This window comes from Gardnerella piotii (assembly GCF_049815665.1).
Classification (GTDB): domain Bacteria; phylum Actinomycetota; class Actinomycetes; order Actinomycetales; family Bifidobacteriaceae; genus Bifidobacterium; species Bifidobacterium piotii.
In genome coordinates this window covers 966,908-984,675 of the sequence record NZ_CP187450.1, presented here as the reverse complement: position 1 = coordinate 984,675, position 17,768 = coordinate 966,908, and the positions used below count along the sequence as shown (strand labels likewise).

Genomic DNA, 17,768 nt, shown 5'->3' with positions numbered 1-17,768 from the left:
TATTCTCCTAATTATTTTGCTAATATTCTTAGTTCTGTTTGATTTTAACGATGGATGAACGTCGCTCAGGCATGCAAATTTTTTCTAAAAGTGTTGCAATTCCTTCAGAAAGTAGACCTGCAATCGCGTATAAAACTATGCATAGCAGCATTTGATCTGGTCTGTAAAATTCTTGTGATCTTGCAAGAACATATCCAATTCCTTTTGAAGCGTTGACTGTTTCACACGTTACCAATGCCACCCAAGACACTGATATTGCAAAGCGTAAAGCAGTCATAAAGTTAGGTAGCGCTCCTCGAAGAAGAATTGTGAAAAATACTGTTTTGCTATTTACTTTGTATGCGCGAGCTAATTCCAAGAGTTTGGGATCAATATTACGAACTCCATCCCTCATATTTACGTAGAACGTTCCAAATACGCCTATAGCAATAAGAGCTATTTTCATAGTCTCACCAATGCCTAATAAAATAATAAGCAAAGGTGCTAGTGCAGTAAAAGGAACAGACCGTAGCATGTGGCCAGGCTTGTTAATAATAATGTCGCCCAGCTTTGTGCTACCAGAAATAACTCCTGCTGGAACTGCAATTATCATTCCTAAACATAATCCTGCAATAACTCTTGTAAAACTAATTCCCAACGAAGGCCAAATTAAACCTTCTGAGTTTAATTCTTGAAAAGCGTTAATTACTTCTGCAGGTGATGGAATGTGCCTAGTCTCTTTAGGCCCAAGTGTAGCTAAAAACCATCCAATAAGTATGACAAGTGTGGAAAGCCATGGCACACATAAACGTAGTGAAGAAGATGCATTTTTTAGCATGCTCTTACAATGGCTAACCATTCGACATTCCCTTCGATAGTACTAGCTATATCAGGTTCGACGGGTATAATCTCAGCAATTACAATCAAGCAAATAATTGCACCCCGTGTCAGTTTGTTATTATTGTACAAAGGTGTGGACAAATTAACAAAAGCTTGGATTATATAGTCTTGTATGCTTAACGACTTACGCTGCGAAATAACGTCCATAAAACGCATTAATCTTAAATATGTTACACAACCAACAGATAAATAAGGAGTAGTTGTGGCAGCTATTGAAAGCGTATATGCACGCGAAATTTTGGATTCTCGTGGAAATCCTACTGTTCAGGTTTATTTGGAGACCGAAGATGGCGCTCAAGGAATTGGTTTAGTTCCTTCTGGTGCTTCAACTGGTGAGGCAGAAGCTTGGGAGCGTCGCGATGGCGATAAGTCTCGCTATCAAGGCAAGGGTACTTTGGAAGCAGTTAAGGCTGTTAACGAAGTAATCGCTCCAAAGGTTATTGGCATGGATGCCTCTGATCAGCGCGCTCTTGATGAAACAATGATCGAGCTTGATGGCACTCCAAACAAGGGCAAGCTTGGCGCAAACGCTATTCTTGGCGTTTCTCTTGCTGCTCTTTATGCTGCTGCTGAGTCTGCTGAGCTTCCTTTGTATCGCTACATTGGCGGTACAAATGGCCACATTCTTCCAGTTCCAAACATGAACATTATGAACGGTGGTGCTCACGCTGATTTTGCAACCGATATTCAGGAATACATGATTTCTCCATACGGCTTTGCTACTTATAGCGACGCTTTGCGTGCTGGCGTTGAGGTTTATCACACCTTAAAGAACGTTTTGAAGAAGGAAGGCTTGGCTACTGGTCTTGGCGACGAAGGTGGCTTCGCTCCAAAGATGAAGTCCAACGAAGATTCTTTGAAGTACATTATGGATGCAATCGAAGCTGCTGGTTACGAGCCAGGCAAGCAGATTGGTATTTCCCTCGACGTTGCTTCTTCTGAGTTCTACAACAAGGAAACTGGCAAGTATCGTTTCGACGGCGAAGAGCGCGAATCTGCTTACATGCTTGATTACTACGAGAAGCTCATTAACGAGTATCCAATCGTTTCTATCGAAGATCCATTCCAGGAAGAAGGCTGGGATGATTGGGCAGCAATCACCAAGCGTCTTGGCGATCGTTTGCAATTCGTTGGTGACGACTTGCTCGTTACTAATCCAAAGCGTTTGGCTAAGGGCATTGAGCTTGGAGCAGCTAACTCCTTGCTCGTAAAGTTGAACCAGATTGGTTCCGTTACCGAGACTCTCGACGCTATTGAGCTTGCAACCAAGAATGGTTTCACTTCCATGGTTTCTCACCGTTCTGGCGAAACCCCAGATACCACCATTTCTGATCTTGCTGTTGCTAAGAACACTGGCCAAATCAAGACTGGTGCTCCTGCTCGTGGCGAGCGTATTGCTAAGTACAACCGCTTGCTTGAGATTGAAGAAGAGCTTGGTTCTACTGCTCAGTATGCTGGTTACAGCGCATTCAAGGCTTGCAAGAAGTATATGAAGTAATATGCTAGAGCTTTTATAAGTTCTACGTAAGTCTTGTTTAAGATCTAGACTGTAGCATAATTCGGCCAGTCGCATTCGTGCGATTGGCCGTTTTTCGTATATTTTAGCGATTTTTTGAAAAAATATATAAATTTTTCTAAAATTACTTTCATTCTCATCAAAATAGTGCTATTTTTTATGGAAAACTAAAAACGGAAGGAGATGTTTCATATGAGAAAAGTCGCAGTTATAGGCATGGGAAACGTTGGTGCAGCAGTAGCGCATCAACTTGTTGTTGGCGGTCATGCTGATGATTTGTATCTTTATGATACAAACGAGGCAAAAGTGAATGCCGACGCATTGGATTTTGAAGATTCAATGGATAATGTGCCTTTTAACGTTAATATTACGGTTAATGATTATGAAGCATTAAAAGACGTAGAGGTAATCGTAAGCGCCTTGGGTCACATAAAGCTTTTGGACGTTCCTCATCCAGATCGTTTTGCAGAGCTTAAGTATAATCGTAAGGAAGTTGCAGAAGTTGGTGCAAAGATTAAGGCTTCTGGATTCCACGGTGTTTTGATTGACATAACAAATCCTTGCGACGCTATTTGCCAGCTTTACAAGGAAGCTACTGGTCTTCCTTACGAAAAGATTATTGGAACTGGCACTTTGCTTGATTCTGCACGCTTGCATCGTGCAGTAGGCAAGTTCTTTGGCGTGCATCCAAAGGCTGTTAAGGGATATAGCTTAGGAGAGCATGGTGATTCGCAATTTGTTGCGTGGTCCACAGTTAAAGTCTTTGAGCAGCCTATAACAGAGCTTATTAAAGAAAAGAACATGGATTTAGACGCTATTGATGAGGAAACTCGCGAAGGCGGATTTACAGTGTTCTACGGAAAGAAGTACACAAACTACGGTATTGCTGCTGCTGCAGTTCGTTTAGTAGATGCAGTTCTTTCGGATTCTAAAGAGCAAATGCCTGTTTCTAACTATCGCGAAGAATACCATTCTTATCTTTCTTACCCAGCAATTGTTGGTAGAGAAGGAATTGTTAAGCAATGCCAGCTTGATTTGACTCAAGAAGAGTTGCAAAAATTGCAACATTCTGCAGATACGATTTTGAGCAAAGCTCAAATGGAGTAATCTAAAGTCAAAACTATAAAGACTAAAGCTAAATAATAAGCTTAATAATAAAGCTAAGAGTTAATCGCGGTCAGTGGCCTTGTGCTGCTGGCCGCAATCTTATAAGCGCGTGTGCGTCACGTCGAATATTCAAAGTAATTTAGAAGTATGATTTTAAGAAATCGCCGCATGACTGCAAATACAGTTGACGAATCAAATCAGCCTCAAAAAAAGAAGCTGTTTTCTGGTTCAATCGTATTTGTTTCCATGATAGTTGTTGTATTTCTTTGCTGTATTGGTCTTATATCAACAATTCGTAACTATGCTTTAAGTTTGGCAGAATTGCACGCTTTGCAAAGAGATGAGTCTGCTTTGAAAGATAAAAAGCAAGCTCTTAATAACGATGTGGAGCGTTGGAAAGACAAGGCGTATGTTGCAGCTCAAGCAAGGGAAAGATTGGGGTTTATATTTCCAGGGGAGCAGGCTGTTAGAGTAGAGCATCCAGAGGCGATTACGGGTTCTGTTCCAGAATCGTTTAATAAGGATGATTCTTTGTACGAAGACAGAAAAGCGTTGCCGTGGTATAGTGACTTGTTTTATGCGCTTCACAAGGCAGACAAGCCAGACGATATGAGCTTTAAGGCTAAAGAAAATGATGAAAGTAGCAAGTCTTCTAAGATTAATACCACTAAGCAAAGTGGCAAACAAAATAATCACTCCAATAGCACAAGCAAGTCTAATAAATCTAAAAGTAATAATGAAAAGTCAACAAACAAAAAACATAGTAATAATGGTAATAAAACTAGATAGAATTAAAACTAGATAGAATTTAACAATAAGAGTTATATACGATTTTAAGATGCGCAATGCATATGGAGTGTAACATGGGCCCAAACGCAAAGTTATTAGTGAGTTCGCTACTAGAGAATCCTGCAAATAAAGCAGACAAAAACATTGTAAAGCGTCAATTAGGAAGATTTCCAAGGGGCATGGTTGCTGTTGGTGCTAGATGCGTTTGTGGTAGGCCACTTGCTGTTATTACTCGTCCATGCTTAGAAGACGGAACGCCTTTTCCTACAACATGCTATTTAACAAGTCCAGAGGCTGTTAAAGCTGCTTCGCACCTAGAAGCGCAAGGCTTTATGAAGGAATGCAATGATTTGTTAAACACTAACGAAGAAGTTGCTAAAAAATACGAATATGCGCATAAAGCGTATTTAGAGTTTCGCAAAGAGTTAGCTAATCGATTAAACGATAGCGAAGAGCATATTAAAAACATGAGTGCAGGCGGAATGCCAGTTCGTGTTAAATGCTTGCATGCTTTGCTAGCTCAAAGTCTTGTTATGGGCAGAGGCGTTAATCCTATTGGAGATATTGTTTTAGACAAAATCGCAAGTGAGTTTAGTCCAAAAGTTTGCAAATGCACTACTCCTTGGGAAGATAATGACTATGCTCAAAATGAAGATGAAGAATCGCTAAATCTTGGTTGTAAAAAAGTTAATCGAGAAGGCGTATGTAGCAAGTCTGTTTGTGTTGCTGCAATCGATTGTGGAACTAATTCGATTCGTCTAAAAATTGCTAGAGTTGATGAAAATGGCATGAAAGATGTTGTTCCTAGAATGCTTAGGGTTGTACGCTTGGGGCAGGGAATCGACGAAACGCATATGTTTGCGCCCGATGCATTAGAGCGTGTAAAAGAAGCTGCTAAAGAGTTTGCTAAGGTTCTTAGCGAGCATAAGGTGGATGCTATTCGTTTTGTTGCAACTTCTGCAACAAGGGATGCTCTAAACAGAGATGTGTTTGAACAAATGATGTTTGAAGAGCTTGGAGTGCATCCAGAGGTGATTAGTGGAACTGAAGAGGCTGCTTTGAGTTTTTTGGGAGCAACAAGTGTTGTTTCTAGAAAAGACTTGCAAGCGCCTTATCTTGTTATTGATTTAGGCGGAGGCTCCACAGAGCTTGTTTTAGGCGGAGATGGCGTAAATATTGCTGAAGATAAGGTTGATTCGGCATATTCTATGAACATTGGTTCTGTGCGCATGACTGAGCGTCATTTGCATACGGATCCGCCTACCGAAGAAGAGATATCTTGTGCAATTAAAGATATTGACAAGAATATAGATGAAGCGTTAAAGCATGTTGATGCTGGTAAAGCGCGTACGATTATTGGCGTTTCGGGTACTGTTACAACTATGGCGGCTCTTGCGATTGGCTTAAAGCATTATGACCATAAGGCTGTTGATGGAGTAAAAATCGCGTTAGATCAGGCATATACGGTTAACGATAGGTTCTTGCATATGTCTAGGGAGAGGCGCCGCACGTATGCAACGATTCATCCTGGAAGAGTTGATGTTGTTGGCGGAGGTGCAGTTGTGCTAAGTCGTGTTCTTGAGCGTCTTGCTAAAGAGGCTTATCAAGATCATGGTGGCGTCTTGGAAACTTTTGTTGCAAGTGAGCACGGCTTGCTGGATGGAATCACTCTAGATTTGGGTCGTAGAACACTCGCCACACGCTGAGTTGTTTTTAATTGTTTTATATGGCATAATTAATGACTGTTGCCTCCGTGGCGGAATTGGCATACGCATCAGACTTAAAATCTGACGCCCTTACGGGCTTGTGGGTTCGAGTCCCACCAGAGGCACAAATCTTACGCTGCGAATTTATTTTTTTCGTATATTATGTTAATTCTTTGTTGCAAATCGTAAATCTTTAGCCTAAATGCTTGTTTTTCTATAAAAAATATTTGTATACGGGCTTGCGTTAATTGAGAATCGTACTAATCTATACCATTAATTGCATTAAAAGCAATTGCAATGCATTAATTATAAAGCAATCACAAATACAGTAATTGCAAATAGGAAAAGAGACATAATGGCCGATTTAGAAGTCGCTCCAGAGTTTAAGGATGCCTACGGTTCTTACGATCATAGCGATCCTGCTCTGTTAAACAAATTAGCTGGCAACTTTACCGTTTTGCCTAACGACAACCCAGTTTCTAGCGCTAAGCGCAACGAACTTATTGATAAGCCAGCATTTGGTCAGATTTTCTCCGACAATATGGTTCATATGTCTTGGACCAAGGGAGAAGGCTGGTCCGATAGGCGTGTTGAGCCCTACGGTCCGTTAAAAATGGATCCAGGCGCATCTGTGCTTCACTATGCTCAAGAATGCTTTGAAGGCTTGAAGGCTTATAAGCGTTCCGATGGCTCTATTTGGCTTTTCCGCCCAGATATTAATGCTGCGCGATTCCAAAATTCTGCTAAGCGTTTGTATTTGCCAGATCTTTCTATTGACGATTTTATTGGATCGGTTGCAGCTTTAGTTAAGCGAGATAAAGATTGGGTTCCAAGCAGGCGCGAATACACGCTTTATATGCGTCCGTTCATGTTTGCTTCTGAGCCTTTCCTTGGTGTTCGCGAAGCTCACGAGGTTGAGTATTGCGTAATTGCTTCTCCTTCTGGCCCATACTTTAAGGGCGGCTTAAAGCCTGTTAGCATTTGGGTAGAAGATCAATGGTTCCGTACTGGTCCTGGTGGAACTGGTTTTGCTAAGTGTGGTGGAAATTATGCTGCTTCTTTGCTTGGCGAATATAAGGGCATTGAGCACGGATGTGAGCAGGTTTGCTTTGTGGATGCTGCAACTAAGACTTATTTGGAAGAGCTTGGCGGCATGAACATGTTTGCGCTCCACAAGGATGGCCATTTGGAAACTCCATCTTTGACTGGCAGCATTCTTCCAGGTGTTACTCGCCGTTCTATTATTCAACTTGCAAAAGAGAAGGGTCATGATGTTGTTGAAACAATGATTCCTCTTAAAGGCTTGCTTGACGACATTCGCTCTGGAGAAGTTACGGAAGTTCTTGCTTGTGGAACTGCTGCAATCATTACTCCAATCGGCAGATTTAAGTCGGATGAATTCGATCTTAAGGTTGCAGATGGCGGCGTTGGAGCCCTTACGCAAGAGCTTCGCGATGAGCTTCTTGGAATTCAGCTTGGAGATGTTGAAGACACTCACAACTGGATGTGGAAGGTGTGCGACTAGTTAAGAATTAAAATCGTTCAAAATTAGTCGTAAAAAACGTTAGTATATTTTATTTAGCGCGTCATTTTATGTTTATAACAAGTGGCGCGCTAATTGTATGCTTGGTTAGATATAGGTTAATTGTTAGTTAGATTTTGTTTTGAGTGTTTAGCGCATGGAAAGGAAGTATTGTGGAAGGGGCATTAGGGGACAACATTTTCTTCCTTGTTGTTGAATACATAGCTGCGGGTTGTTGTGGAATGGTTGGCGGAATGTGGGCTATTCGCAAGAACTACGATATTTTTGCAATAATCACAACGTCTTGGCTTACAGCATTGGGTGGTGGAATTGTTAGAGACGTTTTACTTGGAGCTTTGCCTCCTGTAGGAATTTCGGATAGGGGATTTGTTTTTACTGGCCTAGCTTCTGGTGTTATTGTTGCTTTCGCTCATCTAGAAATTGATGAGTGGAAGTGGCTTATGTTAACTCTGGACGCTTTAGCATTGGGTCTTTTTGCTGTAAATGGCACTGCTAAGGGGCTGGATTTTCATATGTCTGGAATGGCGTCTGTGTTTTTAGGCATGGCCACGGCGCTTGGTGGTGGATTAATTCGAGATATGGTTTTGAATCAAGTTCCTGTAATTGTTCGAGATAAGCATTGGTATGCGCTTCCTGCTGCAGTTGGGTGTGTTTTAACAGTATTTGTTGTAAAAGCACAACGTGCAGGGTGTTTTGATGTTATTACAGAGATGATTTTAGATACGCTTATTGTTGTGCTAGTAGTTGCGATGCGATTAATGTCTGTAAAGTTTGATTTAACGCTTTTTGGTGCAATGAATCGCAAATCGCCAATAAAAATAAATAAATATCGCAGACATAATGCATATAGTCGTAAAATTTCCGATAAATCCATAAAAAATACAGAAAAAAATAATCAAAATAACTAGAAAATTTAGTCTAATCTGAATAAATATCGGTTAGTGTCTAGAGTTTGTCTTTGCCTATCTTAATAATAAAACACATCGACCAGAGGTCGCGCTCAACAAGAGTAGCAATCATTAGCCAGAAAGAGGCGTTAAGTGATTTGCAAAAGGGGAGAGCGCCGAAGTTTGTAGGTTATTCTTTCTAGCTTACAAGCTGGGACTTGGCTCAATAGGCCAAGGACTGTCGCAGCAATTTTGGCAATTTGCTGCGGAGTGCTATCGACATGCATATTGTTGCCTGTTTGCCTCTGTTTGAATATTGTCAAAAGGAGGAAACAATGAGTAACAACAGTTCATCAACTACAGAATCTCAAACCGTTCATCGCGGTCTAAAAACACGCCACATTTCCATGATTGCTTTGGGTGGAAGCATTGGAACAGGCTTATTTGTAGCTAGCGGTGCAACAATTCACATGGCAGGCCCTGGGGGTGCGCTTTTAGCGTATGCTGCAATCGGCATTATGGTTTATTTTCTTATGACATCTCTTGGCGAGATGGCAACTTATATGCCAATTAGTGGATCTTTTGCATCTTATTCTGGAAAGTTTATTGATCCAGCTTTAGGATTTGCAATGGGCTGGAATTACTGGTTTAACTGGGCAATCACAGTTGCTGTAGATATAAGCACTGCAGCAATCGTTTTGCAATATTGGCTTCCTAAGGTTCCAATATGGGTATTTTCGCTAACAGTTCTTGTTATTATTCTTTTGATTAATGTTCTTACTGTTAAGTGCTTTGGAGAAACTGAGTATTGGCTTTCGATTATTAAAGTTGTAACCGTTATTATATTCCTTGCTATTGGTTTGCTTACGATTGTTGGAATTTTAGGCGGAAAAGCGCCATTGCTAAGCAACTTTACGCATAAGAATGCTCCATTTGCTGGCGGAATCCCAGCTGTTTTAGGCGCGTTTGCTATTGCAGGCTTCTCTTTCCAGGGAACAGAGCTTATTGGTATTACAGCAGGAGAATCTGCAACACCAGATAAGAGCATTCCAAAGGCTGTAAAGCAAGTGTTCTGGCGTATTGTTTTGTTCTACATTCTTGCAATCTTTGTAATCGCATGCATTATTCCATACACAAGCCCAAGTTTGCTTGGATCGGAAGCTAGCGATATTTCTATAAGCCCATTCACTCTTGTGTTCCAGCGCGCAGGATTGGCAGTTGCAGCAACAATTATGAACGCTGTTGTGCTTACATCTGTTATTTCGGCAGCAAACTCTGGAATGTACGCTTCTACTAGAATGCTTTACGCTCTTGCAAAAGATAATCACGCTCCAAAGATGTTTGGAAACGTAGATAGAAGAGGTGTTCCAATGCAATCTTTGGTTGCAACGTTTGTTGTAGCTCTTTTAACATTCTTGATGAGTATTTTTGGAACGCAAATTTACATGTTCTTAGTTGCTGCAAGTGGTTTGACTGGATTTATTGCCTGGGCAGGAATCGCAGCTGCTCACTATAGGTTCCGCAAGGCGTATATTGCTCAAGGAAAGTCTTTGGACGATCTTGTTTATAAAGCTAAGTGGTATCCATTCGGCCCTATTGTGGCTCTTGTATTATGCATTTTGGTTATTGTTGGTCAAGATCTTGAATCGTTCCACACGCTTAATTGGCAAGCGATTGGCATAACTTATATGTCTGTTCCGCTGTTTATTGTGCTTTATGTTGGATACAAGATTAAGTACCACACTAAGGTTATTCCGTTAGATCAAGTTGATTTAACAAAGTGATTAGAATATAAAAAATGCGCTCAGTGATTTGCTGAGCGCATTTTTTTATTTATTAACAGAGGTTAGTGGGATTAGTGGGCACCGTTCGCTCCGCCACCATTTTGGTTACCGTTACCTGTGCTGCCTGAGTTGCCAGTGCTTGTAGTGGTTCCCGTACCGTTTTGGTTACCAGATTGTGATCCAGTACCACTTTGTGATGTCGTAGAGCCGCCAGTAGTGCTGCCAGTGTTTCCTGTTCCAGACGTTCCTGATCCAGATCCATCAGCAGGTGGCGCAGGAGGAGTTGGAGTCGTATGAGGAGTTGGAGGAGGAACTTCCTGCTTCTTCTTTTTCTCTTCTTCTTCCTTCTTCCTTTTCTCTTCTTCTGCCTTCTTTTCTGCAGCTCTCTTTTCTTCTTCCTTCTTTAGCTGTTCTCTAATCTCTTTTCTCATTTTCTCTAGTTCTGCTGCTCTCTTTTCAGCTGCCTTCTTTTCAGCTGCCTTCTTCTTCTTTTCTGCTTCTCTAATTGCTTCTTTTGCAGCAGCATCTTCTTGAGCTTTTTTCTTTGCTGTTTCTACAGGATCTGGAGGAATGTTAGGAATGGTAAGTCTTGGCCTGCGTTGTACTCTAGGTGCTTTTCTAATAACAGGAGCAGTAAGCTTTTGCAATTGCTTTTGGCTTTCTTCTTCCTTCTTTTTGTCTTCTTGAGTAGACTCGTCGCCTGCAGCTTTATCAATCATAATAGAAGTGATGCTGCGAATTCGTTGAGCGTTATCGGAATACCATTGCGCTGCTGCAATAGCTTGAGCATTTTGCGCGCCTAAAGCTTCTGGTGAATTTGCGTTGCACACAACTGTTTCTGGAATGCGCAACTTCATAAGCTTATTTAGTAGTTTGCCGTTTTCGGAATCTTCTTTAGCAAAAGACACAAGTAGAGAATTTTTAATAAGTTTGTTCCAGGATTTGTTTGCTTTAGTTACTTGCGCAACTTGAACTTCGCAAGCTTTACGAGCCTCTTTTACGCGAGCATTATGCTGAACGCTCCAGTATATTGCGCCTATGCAAAGAACTAGCGCAAGTACTACAACGCCAGTTATAAGAACTATCATCTTCTTTTTATTGCCATTATTCATGACTTTGGAGATGTTTTCTAACATATTTATCCTCTGTTTATCAATATTTGCCAAGATTTGCTTTATGCAAACGACCTTTACAGTTTACGCCAAAGCAAGTACGTTAACGCATTGCAACTTATAGGTTTTTGAGAGTCTGACTTAGCTTTGATGGGCTAAAATTTTTCTAAAACAAAAAACCACCAGACGAACTGGTGGTTTATTTTGCTCCTGCGGCTGGGCTTGAACCAGCGACCATTCGATTAACAGTCGAACGCTCTGCCAACTGAGCTACGCAGGAATATCTTCCATGCTTGGCTTTGTGCCGTGCACAAGACATTTATATTACACGGAATTTTGCAATATGCAAATATATGTGCATTTGGGCGTGTCGAAAATTGTTAAATGTTGAAATATCAAGGTTTTATAGCCTTTAACCACATTGCTTAAAAAATCTTTACTAAAAAAGAATCGTATGAAAAACTTTTAAGAACGTAAATGAAATTAGCAAAAACCCTTAAAATACGCCACTTTTAGTGTGAAATTCAAAGGAGAGAAAATATGTGGAAAATATTTAAGATGAAAGTCATTTATAAAAAAATGATGCAAAAAATCATCAAAAAAATTAATAGAATAAAAAAATATGTTTTGAAACATAAGATAATTTTTGTATACATAATAGCGTTTTTTGCTTTGATTGCATTTATTACACTAATTCGTGTTATAGAAAATACGAGTATTAGCAAAAGCATTGAATATGAGTACATTCAAGCTAATCAGCAAGATGCGTACAAGAAATACGCGAATATTTGTAAAAATAATTCTAAAAAACATGTTTTAGCTACAAGTATGAGTGAGGATTCTAAGGAGGAATATTGCAAGTCAAGGATGATATATCCAGTAAAAGAAGCAAATATTATTAAGGATTTTGATGCTCCGAGTAAACCTTGGCTTGCAGGCCACAGAGGTGTTGATTTGCAAGCCAAAGAAGGCGATGAGTTGCGAGCGCCACAAGATGGAATAATCGCCTTTGCGGGGCTGGTTGCTGGAAAATCTGTTGTAACAATAAGTCATGGTGTTTTAACATCTACATTTGAGCCTGCATATACGGATTTACCTGTTGGGTCAATTGTTAAAAAGGGTCAGAATTTTGCATATGTAACAGTTGGGTCGGATCATTGCGATAATCTTTGCGTTCAATGGGGATTAAAACGAAGAAACAGAACGTACGCAAACCCAAAAAAGATGGTTCAAAAACAAAAAATAGTGTTAAAGCCAAAAGAAGACTTAAAAGAAAAATAGTAAAATACGTATCGTATAGTGTGTATAGATTCTTGAGTAAAATATTGAGAATCATTGCTTAAATAATATGCGCAATTTAAGGAGCGGCTATGCAAAAGTATTCTCGCAATCTTAATGAGAAGATTGATTACGACGCAAATGTTTTTTCGCTTCTTGAAAATCGCGTAGAGCGCAATGCAAACGGATCCTTAATTGAATATCTTGGCGAAAATGGAAAATGGGAATCCTACAGCGCTAAAGAGTTTAGAGATTTAGTTATATCTGTTGCAAAAGGGTTTATAGCACACGGCGTTATGCCAGGGGATTCAATATCTATAATTGCTCATACTTCTTGGCAGTGGACTTTGCTAGATATGGCAATAATGTCTATTGGGGCTTTAACCGTTCCAATCTACGAAACAAGCTCTGTGAGTCAAATAGAAAACATTGTTAACGATTCCAATGTGAGCATGATTTTTGTTGAAGACGAAGCAATTAGAGAGAATGCATTGATTGCAAAAAAGTCATGCAAATGTCTTGAAGAAATATTCGTATTGAGTTCAAACGCAATCGACACGTTTATTGAATACGGAAAAACCGTTACGGATGCAGAATTTTACGAAAGAGAAAAAGCTGTTAGAGGTAAAGATTTAGCAACAATTGTTTATACTTCTGGATCTACTGGAGAGCCAAAAGGCATTGAGCTTTCACATGGCAACTTTGTTTTTATAGCAAAGTCTGGAATAGTTTCTATGCTAGATATAGCGTTAAAAAGTAAGAATGGTAATCCACGACTTTTGCTGTTCCTTCCTCTAGCACACGTTTTTGCGCGATATATGCAATTCTTTTGCTTTACTGGAAACGTTACGCTTGGATTATCTAGTAATCTAAAAACAATACTTAGTGACTTCAAAAGCTTTAGACCAACATTCGTGCTTGGTGTTCCTAGAATATTTGAAAAAATCTACAATGCGGCTTCTCAAAAAGCAGGAAGAGGATTAAAAGGCGTTATATTTGCGTTAAGCGTAAAAGTTGCTAAACAATGGTCAAAGGCGCAGCAAAATGGTGCAATGGTTTCGCCATTGATTGCAATAAGTCACGAATTCTTTAAAAACACTGTATATAAGTCGATTTTGCAAGTTTTTGGAGGATGCGTTGAATACGGTGTTTCTGGCGGTGCTCCTTTAGACACGTCTATATCTCACTTCTTTAATGGAATTGGGCTTCCAATCCTGGAAGGTTACGGAATGACAGAAACATGCGCGCCATCAATGGTAAACCCTACAAAGGGATACAGAATTGGAACAGTAGGTATTCCAGTTAAAGGTGTGTCTGTTGCAATAGATAATGAAGGTGAACTTTGCATTAAAAGCCCTGCTGTTTGCATAGGATACCATAATCATCCAGAAATAACAGAAAAGCAAATAGTAAATGGTTGGCTGCATACGGGAGATTTTGGCCTGCTAGAACCAGATGGATTTGTTAGGATTACAGGCCGTAAAAAGGATTTAATAATAACAGCTGGCGGTAAAAACGTTTCTCCAAGCATTCTAGAAGCTTCTGTTATGACTTGCCCAATAGTTTCTCAATGCGTTGTTGTAGGAGACAGAAAGCCGTTTATATCGGCAATTATTGCGCTTGATTTGGCAGAAGTGAACTCGTGGCTTATATCTAGAGGGGCAGGACCTGTGCGCTCGCTGGATGAAGCTCGAAAAAATTCAATTGTAAAATCCGAAATCGAGCAAAGTGTTGTAAAAGCAAATTCTAAGGTTTCTAGAGCGCAGTCGATTAGAAAGTTTGAGATTGTTCCAGACGCATTTACGCAAGAAAATGGATTGGTTACTCCAAGCCTTAAAGCAAAAAGAAGCGTTGTTCTAGAACGTTACAAAGATCTTATTGAAAATAAGATTTATGCTCCAAGAGTTAAGAGATAATCGAATTAATCTCTACTAATAGTGTGCAAGCTAGTGCATAAGCTTAAGCTGCCTAGTGTAAGGCGTTAGTGTAATGCGATGGAGTAAAGCGATTAAAGTCCTGCGTCTGCAAGAGTTACATAGCCTGGGTCTATTAAAAGCGCTTTAAGATTAGTTGCACTGATTGCAAGAATATCTTCATTTGCAACTGGTACACCTTTTTGCGAATCACTATTGTTTACAAAAATGGTTACATCTTCTAGTTGCGTAATCTTTCCAGTAGTATTCAACGAATTACACTGTTTTGCAACATCGCTAGAAATCTTTTGGATGTTTTCTATAGAAGTCATCCATTGCTTTCCGTTTACAAGATTTGGCAAAGCGTCTTTGTATGCTCCGTAGCCTGTAATAATAGGCCATTTTGAATCGTTTACAATAGTGTTTGCATATTCACTTTGACTATCTTGGCTGCTACTTTGATTGCTATCTTGTGTGTTTTTATTTTTGTTACTTTTTTTGTTTGCTTTTTGTTTTTTGAGCTTATTATTTTTTACATTAGATGGCAAAGGTACTCGTTTTTTACTCAAGTTGCGTTTTCCAATAAAGTTTCCAATAATGTCTGGAAGAGTAAACGAAGGATTAATGTCTGCAGAGCTGCCCTTATATCCAAGTTCTTCTAAAGCGCTTTCTGTTTGCATAGCAACTTGATCTTCTAATGCAATAATTCCATCTACGTGTTTTGTTGGAGTTGCTTTAGAATTATTTTTTTCAATAAGTCTAAATTCAAGTTCTGCTTTAACAGAATCGGAATTATCTGCGTCTATAGCAACGTTTTTCCAGTCATTTTCAGTAGAATTTTTGTTAAGCTTTCCAGAAGGAGAAAACATTAGTCCAGACTCAAAATATGGCTTTAGAACTTTCCAGATTCCTTCAAACGCAAGCTTGGAAAATTCGTCATCAAACTCTGGAGTTTTATACAAGGAATCATCGGAGTTTATTGTGTGTTTGTTTATTCCAACATGAAAATGAATATTTTGCTTTTGATTATGGCAAGGCAAAAGCACTTCCACACTTTTTGGATTGTCTTTAGATGCTTGATTTAGAGCCAATTTTTGTACAAGAGTATAGGCTTGAACCTCTCCAATTCTTTGTGCAGAAGAAAGATTAAATAGAATATCTGGCTTAAATCCCTTACTTAGTCTAGAAAGCATAACAACATGCATTCCAGCTTTTTTAGCAAGCTCTAAAGCGTTAGAAAGTCTATTTTCTGCTTCTTGTTGATTCTTTAAATCGTCGTCATTTAATTGATCACTATTTGAATCTGGTTGAGTTACATAATCTCCATAATTGTTGTGTCCGTTTTTATTAGTCCAAGGAGCAACAACAATAGTCGTTTTTGAAAGCTGCTTTTTTGCGCTATCTTGAAGATTCTTAACATTTGTTTTTGCGCTTTTACTTTTAGTATTTTTAGCGCTGTTTTTAGAATTTAGTGACGTAATAGTGTTTACAACATAATCTTGAATATCTTGACTTTGATTATACAAGCTGTTAGAAGACTTAGTTGCGATTGCGTTGCTAGAAAATCCTTGCTTTTTTAACGATTTTACTATTTCTGGAACAAGATTATCCCATGTGCTTAATGGAGTTTTTCTACTTAAATTTAGGCCATCAGAGGGTGTAAAAACTATAACGTTGCCGTGGTTCACTTGAGCTTTTGCGCTAGGAGACGCGTTTTGCGCACTAGATCCGCATGCGCAAATCGCAAGAAGCATTGTGCTAGATACTACAAGAGCAATAGTTTTGCGCAAAATATGCTTATGCGTGCGAATCATAGTAGTTAAGGCCTTTCGTAAATTTTAGTTTTGTACTTACTTGTCTATTAGTTTCTATTAAATTATCTAATGCAAATTTAGTGATTAAGCAAATCCAAACACATATCTCGATATTCGCTAACGTAGCCTCCACCAAAGAAAACACAATGACCAGCAATAGGGTAGAGTTGCCAAATTGTCATGCGATTTTCAAAACCAGATTTTAGTGGATGAACAGACTGGTAGCCGTCTAAAATCTGCTTAAAATAGCTGATTCCAAACAAGTGAAGCATTGATAAATCTTCTTCGCGGTGACCGCCGTGAGCTGCAGGGTCAATTAAAACAGCTTCTGTGTGTTCTTCGTCTTCGCTTTTAGTCCAAAGCACGTTACCGCTCCACAAGTCTCCATGAACGCGCGCTGGCTTATCTTCAGCGGCTTTTCCAAGCAAATCTGGCAAAGCGTCAATAACTTTATTTGTAAGATCTAAATCGCTTTTTGTAAGACTTCCTCTAGAAATACCAAGATTTACCATTGGCAAAAGTCTGCCTTCTGCCAAATAGTCAATAACATTACTCCAATTTCCACAATCCATTTTTACTGGGTCGCTTAATGGTCCAAAATAGCATGTGCCATCATAATCTGCAGGTGGCTCCCCAAAATATTTCGCACCGAAATCGTGCATGTGTGCCAAAGACGCTCCAAATTCAAACGATGCTAAAGGAGTAGGGCTTGTAGTTTCAATGCGTTCAATGTTTAAGTAGTCTTTTCCCCAATCAAAAACTTTAGCTACTTTAGGGCCGCCGTAGTCGTAAGCTTCTCGAAGCCAATTAAGGCCACGACCTTCGCATTCAAAGAATCGTTCTGGTGCGTATGATCTACTCTTTTTATACACGTTATTACTCATAGCAACCTTCTTAATGTAGTAGCATATGCGGCTTATAGTTACACACTTAACAAATATTTTATGAATAAACTAAATTATTCCTAGCATCACTATTCTACTGAAGTATTAGCACAATGAGTGATGCTGCGTTTAATTTGCAATAAGATGAGTACAATACTTACTCCAAGTAGGATATGTCCGATTCCTGCTAAACCACTTATGGCAAAATCTATAGATGTGCTGAGATGTAGACGTAATACTTGTGCAATTCCGCGAGTAACCATCATTAGTGCTGTTAGGTTGAGTCCAATATGATAAGTTATTAAGATTCTCGTAGTTTTTTCGTTACTAAAACTGAAGTTTTTCTCAAATAGTATGAGTAACAGAAAAACAACCATGCCAAACATAAAGTAGTGTGTGTGAACTACAGCAAGCATACTTTTTGCATGGAAAGCATTAAATTTTGTAAATTCGCGATAAAAGACTCCGCCAATCATGGCGAGGACAGCATACAACAAAGCCGTATTAATATAACGTTTCATAACATGGTTCATAGTAACCTCCTTACGTAGAGTGA

14 protein-coding genes, 2 tRNA genes and 2 riboswitches are annotated in these 17,768 nt (G+C 39.4%); of the genes, 10 read left to right on the top strand and 6 right to left on the bottom strand.

Going from position 1 to position 17,768, the window contains the following annotated elements; translation table 11 throughout:
* Window positions 1-28 precede the first annotated feature (28 nt).
* Entirely contained in the window at window positions 29-817 is a 789-nt protein-coding gene (locus ACPEIW_RS04095) for an ABC transporter permease (RefSeq protein WP_016800667.1), read from the bottom strand.
* Window positions 818-827: 10 nt separating this feature from the next.
* A riboswitch (TPP riboswitch) is annotated at window positions 828-934 on the bottom strand.
* A gap of 147 nt (window positions 935-1,081) precedes the next feature.
* On the opposite strand from ACPEIW_RS04095, the gene eno reads away from it, so the two are divergent.
* From eno to ACPEIW_RS04055, 8 genes are all read left to right on the top strand, one after another.
* On the top strand, window positions 1,082-2,377 hold the full coding sequence (gene eno, locus ACPEIW_RS04090; protein WP_004111823.1) for a phosphopyruvate hydratase: 1,296 nt from the start codon (window positions 1,082-1,084) through the stop codon (window positions 2,375-2,377).
* Between the two features lie 210 nt (window positions 2,378-2,587).
* Window positions 2,588-3,502, top strand: coding sequence for an L-lactate dehydrogenase (locus tag ACPEIW_RS04085; RefSeq protein WP_004130482.1), 915 nt, complete (start codon window positions 2,588-2,590; stop codon window positions 3,500-3,502).
* 147 nt (window positions 3,503-3,649) lie between these two features.
* A complete protein-coding gene (locus tag ACPEIW_RS04080; RefSeq protein ID WP_425663193.1) occupies window positions 3,650-4,291 on the top strand; it encodes an FtsB family cell division protein in 642 nt (213 codons plus the stop codon).
* Window positions 4,292-4,347: 56 nt separating this feature from the next.
* Window positions 4,348-5,997, top strand: a complete 1,650-nt coding sequence (locus ACPEIW_RS04075) for a DUF501 domain-containing protein (protein ID WP_425663191.1) — start codon at window positions 4,348-4,350, stop codon at window positions 5,995-5,997.
* A 41-nt stretch (window positions 5,998-6,038) separates the two neighbouring features.
* Window positions 6,039-6,122, top strand: a tRNA-Leu gene (locus tag ACPEIW_RS04070).
* A gap of 230 nt (window positions 6,123-6,352) precedes the next feature.
* Window positions 6,353-7,522, top strand: a complete 1,170-nt coding sequence (locus tag ACPEIW_RS04065) for a branched-chain amino acid aminotransferase (RefSeq protein WP_422111746.1) — start codon at window positions 6,353-6,355, stop codon at window positions 7,520-7,522.
* Between the two features lie 170 nt (window positions 7,523-7,692).
* Window positions 7,693-8,448 carry a trimeric intracellular cation channel family protein gene (locus ACPEIW_RS04060; protein WP_425663189.1) on the top strand — a complete coding sequence of 252 codons (756 nt, stop codon included), beginning with the start codon at window positions 7,693-7,695 and terminating at the stop codon, window positions 8,446-8,448.
* A gap of 71 nt (window positions 8,449-8,519) precedes the next feature.
* Window positions 8,520-8,711: riboswitch (Lysine riboswitch) on the top strand.
* Window positions 8,712-8,762: 51 nt separating this feature from the next.
* Window positions 8,763-10,211 (top strand): amino acid permease, encoded by a 1,449-nt coding sequence (locus ACPEIW_RS04055; protein WP_422111748.1) that lies wholly within the window; start codon window positions 8,763-8,765, stop codon window positions 10,209-10,211.
* Window positions 10,212-10,282: 71 nt separating this feature from the next.
* Here the strand turns inward: ACPEIW_RS04055 and ACPEIW_RS04050 are convergent, their stop codons facing one another.
* Together ACPEIW_RS04050 and ACPEIW_RS04045 are read right to left on the bottom strand one after the other, a co-directional pair.
* On the bottom strand, window positions 10,283-11,347 hold the full coding sequence (locus tag ACPEIW_RS04050; protein WP_425663186.1) for a hypothetical protein: 1,065 nt from the start codon (window positions 11,345-11,347) through the stop codon (window positions 10,283-10,285).
* Window positions 11,348-11,530: 183 nt separating this feature from the next.
* Window positions 11,531-11,603: transfer RNA gene (locus ACPEIW_RS04045), tRNA-Asn, on the bottom strand.
* Window positions 11,604-11,863: 260 nt separating this feature from the next.
* Between ACPEIW_RS04045 and ACPEIW_RS04040 the strand changes: the two genes are divergently transcribed.
* Together ACPEIW_RS04040 and ACPEIW_RS04035 are read left to right on the top strand one after the other, a co-directional pair.
* Window positions 11,864-12,604 carry a M23 family metallopeptidase gene (locus ACPEIW_RS04040; protein WP_425663184.1) on the top strand — a complete coding sequence of 247 codons (741 nt, stop codon included), beginning with the start codon at window positions 11,864-11,866 and terminating at the stop codon, window positions 12,602-12,604.
* Between the two features lie 89 nt (window positions 12,605-12,693).
* On the top strand, window positions 12,694-14,517 hold the full coding sequence (locus ACPEIW_RS04035; protein WP_425663182.1) for an AMP-dependent synthetase/ligase: 1,824 nt from the start codon (window positions 12,694-12,696) through the stop codon (window positions 14,515-14,517).
* 92 nt (window positions 14,518-14,609) lie between these two features.
* Here ACPEIW_RS04035 and ACPEIW_RS04030 read toward each other — a convergent pair whose 3' ends face one another.
* The 3 genes from ACPEIW_RS04030 to ACPEIW_RS04020 form a co-directional block, all read right to left on the bottom strand.
* Window positions 14,610-16,328, bottom strand: coding sequence for a hypothetical protein (locus tag ACPEIW_RS04030; protein ID WP_425663180.1), 1,719 nt, complete (start codon window positions 16,326-16,328; stop codon window positions 14,610-14,612).
* A gap of 77 nt (window positions 16,329-16,405) precedes the next feature.
* A complete protein-coding gene (locus ACPEIW_RS04025; protein WP_425663178.1) occupies window positions 16,406-17,212 on the bottom strand; it encodes a fructosamine kinase family protein in 807 nt (268 codons plus the stop codon).
* Between the two features lie 89 nt (window positions 17,213-17,301).
* A complete protein-coding gene (locus tag ACPEIW_RS04020; RefSeq protein ID WP_425663176.1) occupies window positions 17,302-17,745 on the bottom strand; it encodes a DUF2871 domain-containing protein in 444 nt (147 codons plus the stop codon).
* Window positions 17,746-17,768: the final 23 nt, after the last annotated feature.